4 protein-coding genes and 3 pseudogenes are annotated in these 5,158 nt (G+C 43.3%); 5 read left to right on the forward strand and 2 right to left on the reverse strand.

What is annotated here, in order from left to right; genetic code table 11:
* The 3 genes and pseudogenes from HMPREF9098_RS08020 to HMPREF9098_RS11505 form a co-directional block, all read left to right on the forward strand.
* The coding region (locus tag HMPREF9098_RS08020) for an IS1595 family transposase (protein ID WP_003783717.1) at nucleotides 1-336 on the forward strand (336 nt) is incomplete at its 5' end.
* A gap of 241 nt (nucleotides 337-577) precedes the next feature.
* Nucleotides 578-1,258: pseudogene (locus HMPREF9098_RS11500) on the forward strand (IS1 family transposase).
* A gap of 53 nt (nucleotides 1,259-1,311) precedes the next feature.
* Nucleotides 1,312-1,461: pseudogene (locus HMPREF9098_RS11505) on the forward strand (arsenic resistance protein); the annotation flags it as partial.
* Nucleotides 1,462-1,530: 69 nt separating this feature from the next.
* Here the strand turns inward: HMPREF9098_RS11505 and HMPREF9098_RS08025 are convergent.
* Nucleotides 1,531-3,078, reverse strand: a complete 1,548-nt coding sequence (locus tag HMPREF9098_RS08025) for a multicopper oxidase family protein (protein WP_003783725.1) — start codon at nucleotides 3,076-3,078, stop codon at nucleotides 1,531-1,533.
* Between the two features lie 11 nt (nucleotides 3,079-3,089).
* Complete coding sequence (locus tag HMPREF9098_RS08030) at nucleotides 3,090-3,569, reverse strand: DUF411 domain-containing protein (protein WP_040564375.1); 480 nt, start codon at nucleotides 3,567-3,569, stop codon at nucleotides 3,090-3,092.
* Nucleotides 3,570-3,696: 127 nt separating this feature from the next.
* On the opposite strand from HMPREF9098_RS08030, the gene HMPREF9098_RS08035 reads away from it, so the two are divergent.
* Together HMPREF9098_RS08035 and HMPREF9098_RS08040 are read left to right on the forward strand one after the other, a co-directional pair.
* Entirely contained in the window at nucleotides 3,697-4,350 is a 654-nt protein-coding gene (locus HMPREF9098_RS08035; RefSeq protein ID WP_003783729.1) for an IS1595 family transposase, read from the forward strand.
* A gap of 588 nt (nucleotides 4,351-4,938) precedes the next feature.
* Nucleotides 4,939-5,158: pseudogene (locus HMPREF9098_RS08040) on the forward strand (IS481 family transposase); the annotation flags it as partial.

Genomic DNA, 5,158 nt, shown 5'->3' on the forward strand with positions numbered 1-5,158 from the left:
GTAGATAATGCCAAGTCCGATACTTTGATGCCTGTTATCAAACAGAAAATCATGCCGGACAGTATTGTTTACACGAATAGCCTGAGCAGCTACGACAAGTTGGACGTAAGCGGTTTTATCCATCACCGCATCAACCATTCCAAGGAATTTGCAGACCGTCAGAACCACATCAACGGCATTGAGAATTTTTGGAATCAGGCAAAACGCGTCTTACGTAAATATAACGGAATCGATCGCAAATCCTTCCCGCTGTTCTTGAAAGAATGCGAATTTCGATTTAACTTCGGCACACCGTCCCAGCAGCTTAAAATCCTGCGGGAGTGGTGTGGCATTTAGGGCTAATCTACGTCAGCCCCTTTTTATTTCCCATAGTTCATTGTTGAATTCCATTCAATACCCCATTCACTTTTCCCTATCTAATCAACACAATCTTTCCGACCTATAATGTTTTCAACTTAATTTAATCGGAGAAAAACAATGATTTCGTTACGATTTACAGTATTCGGTGGTGTCCTGAAAAGTGTGCTGATAAAAATAAGCAAACAAAAAGCAGCGAGAACAGGGTATATTTGAATGTGTGAAAATACCAATAACCCTGAAATGTCCTCGCTGCCAAGGACTAAATATAAAGAAAAACGGCTTCAACGGCAATCGCAAACAGAAATATTATTGCAGAATATGCCAGCGGTGTTTTATCGGCGGCCATGCCTTAAACAACAAAGGCTGTCATTCCCAATCAGATTCCATGATCTGGCGAATGAGTGCTTACGGTAACGGTATCCGCTCTATTTGTTCCATAACGGCTTATAGCCGTGACAAAGTCTAGGCTGCCTTAAAACGCAGCCATCATCAAATCACACCCAAACAAAAGCATTACGACACTTTACAAGTTGATGAGTTCCATACATTTGTTGGAAACAAGAAAAACAAAATCTGGCTGATTTACGCTTATCATGCCAAGACAAGTGAAATCGTGGCATTTGTTTGGGGCAAACGTGATTTGCAAACCGCTTTGGCTTTAAAGCAGCGTTTAAAAGCACTCAAAGTAAGCTATGAACGTATTGCCGGCGATAATTGGGATGCTTTTGTAAATGCGTTTTCTGATACCGGTGACCAATGGGTGGGTAAGCAACATACTAAAGCGATTGAGGGTAATAACTGTCGGATTCGGCACAGATTAAGCAGAGCCGTTAGGCGTAGTTGCTGTTTTTTCAAATCAATGTTTTATCATATTAAATCATTTAACATTGGATTTTAGGCAATCAATCATCCCAAACAAATTTAACCCAGTACACTTTTCAGGACACCACCAGTAATTTTTTTGAATTGGCGGTGGCGGTGGCGATTTCCTTGTTTGGCTTGCATTCGGGCGCGGTGTTAGCGACTGTGGTTGGTGTATTGGTTGAAGTGCCTGTGATGCTCTCACTTGTTGCATTGTTAAACCGTTGGAATAGGCAGTGATAAGCAGTGGGATTTTCGCGATTTACAAATTTTCACGAAAATCCCTCTGTTTTTTATGGTTAGATACCACTATTCCACTTTAAACATCCCCATCATACCGAGATTTTCATGTTCCAAAATATGGCAATGGTACATTTTCAACCCAGTGTGTCCTTGCTTAAAGCGAATAATCACTTTTTCATAAGGGCGCAAATTGACTACATCTTTTAACGCCCTGCCTTCTGGCTTGAAGGTTTTGCCGTTTAATGTATGTTGAATCACTTCAAATTGAGTGCCGTGCAAATGGAACGGATGATCCATATGGCTTTCATTGAAAATTTCCCACTGTTCCACTTCATTCAATTTGGCAACAAAATCAATACGGTTCATATCAAAGGTTTGACCGTTGATTAAGAACATACCATTCATCATTGGTGGAATAGGGTTGTCCGTTGGTGTTGTAGTAGCGTGATGTGTACCGTGATTCATCATTGGCATATTCGTATGGTTCATCATTTTTTCACTAAAGCGAATTTGGCGAACCTGCTTTGGCTCATCCCAGTTAGGGAAGGACCTTAAGCTTTCAGGTAACTGAACAGGTTCTGATTTCACCTGAATTGTGGCTAAAGTGAGATCTTTAGGCTGTTCTTGCACCATCATCTTACGGCGATCATAATAACCGCTTTGTAAATTGACTGTTCCTTGCGTTTCACCCACCATAATCACTTCAACGCGTTCGGCTGGTGTAAGTAGCAGTTCATCAACAGGCGAGCGAGGTTTTTCAAGTAAACCACCTTCGGTACCCACCACAATCCATTTCACCCCTGGAATGTTTAAACGAAAATAACGAGCGCTAGTGGCATTCCAAAGACGGATTCGTTCATTCGTTTTCACTTGAATCTGGGGCTGATATTGACCGTTGATTAACACAAATTCACCCTCACGACCGTTCATCCAATCTAACATCGTGTTTGCTGGAATGGTGCCATCGGCATTTAAACGCAGATCGGAAATCACCCAATGTTGTTCAGGAAGGTGTGCAAGCGGATCATTTTTCGCTTTAACAACGAAAGTGCCTGCTAAGCCTTTATAGACTTGTTCGGAAACATGGTCATGTGGATGAGGGTGGTACCAATATGTCCCAGCACTGCCTTGAGGTAGCGTAAAGCGATAGACTTTTTTCCCTTGCGGTTCAACCATATCCATCGGGTTACCATCCGCTTCATTTGGTACATCTAAGCCGTGCCAATGTACTGTTGAGGGTTGTGGTAGGTGATTGATAAATTCAATTTCTACGGCATCGCCTTCAAATACTTCAATTTGTGGCCCTGGTAGTTGTCCGTTATAAGCCCAAAATTCCGTTTCTTTATTGTCTGCGAGGCGAATTTTAATTGGCTCTGCTTTTAAAGTGGCTTTGAACAGTCCAGCTTGAGTCGATTGATTAGCAAGTTTTGGTAATATCCCATTAAGCGATAAACCTGAAGGCATTGCCTCAGTTGGCATTAGGCCAGTAGGTACTGAATGCATCATCGCCATATTGCCATGTTGTGCGTGGTTCATCATATTCGCAAGGCTATAAAGCGAGCTACTGGCTAAGCTAATTCCAATTCCATAACGTAAAAAATCTCGACGTTTCATTCTTTCCCCCCCTATTGGTTATAGGATTTAAACACTTCACTTTCACCGTTTTTCTTAATTAAAACAACATCATAATGATCTTTGCGTCCGCCGTATGCTTCACCGTCCATACCTGGTGAACCAATTGGCATTCCCGGTGCAGACAAGCCTATTGCATCGGGTTTTTCTGCGAGTAAACGTTTGATATCCTCAGCAGGTACATGTCCTTCAATCACATAGCCATCAATCATGGCTGTGTGGCAAGAAGCATGTTCATATTTAATGTTAAAGCGCTTATGAGCATCATAATTGCCTGTTTCGTTGACTTTAACCTCAAAACCGTTTTTCTGCATATAGCTGATCCATTCATTACAACAGCCACAAGTCGGGCTTTTCCACACTTCCATAGAAAGTGTTTGTGCTTGAGCAAAAGCGGTTATGCCTAAACTTAAAAGCAACGTTATGCCTAAACTTAAAAGCAACAATGAGCGGGTGAATTTATGTAATTTCATAAGATGTCCTTATTTTTTATTGAGATTGAATGGACATCATGTTAAAGCTTAACCTATGGTTAAGGTCAAGGGATTTGAAAAAAATAATGGGGCTGTACTAGATTAGCAGATATGTTACCCTTGAAATATGAAGATAACACACTGCAAATTAAAGAAAAAAGTACAGAAAGAATTGCTCCGTTTTTTTGTACTTGAAGTTACCGCCCGTTCTGCCGCCGATATTTTGGGTATCCATCCCAAGTCGGCAGTCCTGTTCTGCCGCAAAATCCGTATGGTCATCAGCCATCATCTGGCCTTGGCTGCCGATGAGATTTTCGAGGGCCCCGTCGAGTTGGACGAACGCTATTTCGGCGGACGGCGTAAAGGCAGACGTGGTCGCGGCGCGGCAGGAAAAGTGGTTGTCTTCGGCATTCTGAAACGCAACGGACGGGTCTATACCGTTGTGGTGGATAATGCAAGGTCTGATACTTTGATGCCTGTTATCAAACAGAAAATCATGCCGGACAGTATTGTTTACACGGATAACCTGAGCAGTTACGACAAGTTGGACATAAGCGGTTTTATCCATTACCGCATCAACCATTCCAAGGAATTTGCAGACCGCCAGAACCACATCAACGGCATTGAGAATTTTTGGAATCAGGCAAAACGCGTCTTACGGAAATATAACGGAATCGACCGCAAATCTTTCCCGCTGTTCTTGAAAGAATGCGAATTTCGATTTAACTTTGGCACACCGTCCCGGCAGCTTCAAATCCTGCGGGATTGGTGTGGAATTTAGGGCTAATCTACGTCAGCCCCTATTATATATATAATACCTATTATAAGAATATATATATCATATATAGTATATATACATTGGGGATTTTGGAATTTTGGATTGATTTTCTCCCATCGGGTTTGACACGATGGCATTTGGATTGGCGAGACGGGATTCGGTGAGAAGCCCGTCGGCATACTCTGAGCTCGGTCTCAACCGAGCGAGGGCGAAGCTGGTTTTCTTCCATCGGGTTCGGCTCGATGGCCGTCGGGTTGGTAGGTGGGCTAATGGTGAAAAGGGAGATGGTCGAATACGCCGACATGGAGATGTATACAAGCTGGCGGATAGAACGTTATGTCTGCCGAAGTAATAAATACATCCTGCACTGTGCCAATGACCAATGGGGTTAACCAAACCAACCCAAGAGCAGATCCGCGAGATGTATCTGTCCACCCGATAACAAAAAGGCCGCCCAAATTAGGGCGGCTTGTTTATTGGCTGGTGATTTGGTTAATATTGGTTCCACCAATAATTGTCAGGATTGTAGTTGAGATCCTAGATTGTAGGAACCAGTAGCGTTGTTTACAGTATTTCCAGGAGAATACTGACATGAACATGCACAAAAATACCCGCCTCACCCCACACCACCGCCAAGCCATTTGGCTGGCCTACACACAGGAGAAGGAGAGCGTCACCTCCCTGGCCCGCCGCTACCAAGTCAGCCGCGTCACCATCTATCGCGCACTTAAGGCCGCAAGGGGCAGGCTGCTCAAACCCCAAACCAGCACCAACAACCGTTTCAAACAGGCAAAGTACGGAATGAAACGCC

It is taken from the genome of Kingella denitrificans ATCC 33394 (assembly GCF_000190695.1).
Lineage (GTDB): Bacteria > Pseudomonadota > Gammaproteobacteria > Burkholderiales > Neisseriaceae > Kingella_A > Kingella_A denitrificans.

Excerpts from the sequence above, each read along its gene's own strand:
- HMPREF9098_RS08025 (WP_003783725.1), bottom strand. The coding sequence starts at position 3,078 with ATGAAACGTCGAGATTTTTTACGTTATGGAATTGGAATTAGCTTAGCC.
- HMPREF9098_RS08030 (WP_040564375.1), bottom strand. The coding sequence starts at position 3,569 with ATGAAATTACATAAATTCACCCGCTCATTGTTGCTTTTAAGTTTAGGC.
- HMPREF9098_RS08035 (WP_003783729.1), top strand. The coding sequence starts at position 3,697 with ATGAAGATAACACACTGCAAATTAAAGAAAAAAGTACAGAAAGAATTG.